This window comes from Rhizobium ecuadorense, from assembly GCF_001187535.1.
Classification (GTDB): domain Bacteria; phylum Pseudomonadota; class Alphaproteobacteria; order Rhizobiales; family Rhizobiaceae; genus Rhizobium; species Rhizobium ecuadorense.
This window is the reverse complement of sequence record NZ_LFIO01000077.1, coordinates 1-282: the sequence shown is the minus strand read 5'-3', so window position 1 is coordinate 282 and position 282 is coordinate 1. Positions and strand designations below refer to the sequence as shown.

The 282-nt window shown below is 61.3% G+C and carries 1 pseudogene; it reads right to left on the bottom strand.

The features are described 5' to 3' along the window. Positions 1-201, bottom strand: a pseudogene (locus AF337_RS44930) (amino acid ABC transporter ATP-binding protein); the annotation flags it as partial. Between the last annotated feature and the right edge of the window lie 81 nt (positions 202-282).

The window sequence follows — 282 nt, the reverse complement described above, 5'->3', positions numbered from 1 at the left end:
GTCGGTTTTCGGGTGGGCGAAGAATTCATCCGGCGCGCCGCTCTCGACGATGGCGCCGTCATCCATGAACACCACGCGTTGCGCGCCCTTGCGGGCAAAGCCCATTTCGTGGGTCACCACCATCACCGTCATGCGTTCTTCCGCGGACAGCGACCATGTCATCGGATCGAGCACCGAGGTTGGTTCGTCGTAAACAGCCAGGCTGTGTTTCTCAAGCGGTCGAAACACCTTGGATGGGCTAGTAACCGCCCATTTCCCCGCGAACCGGGCCTATCCCCTGCG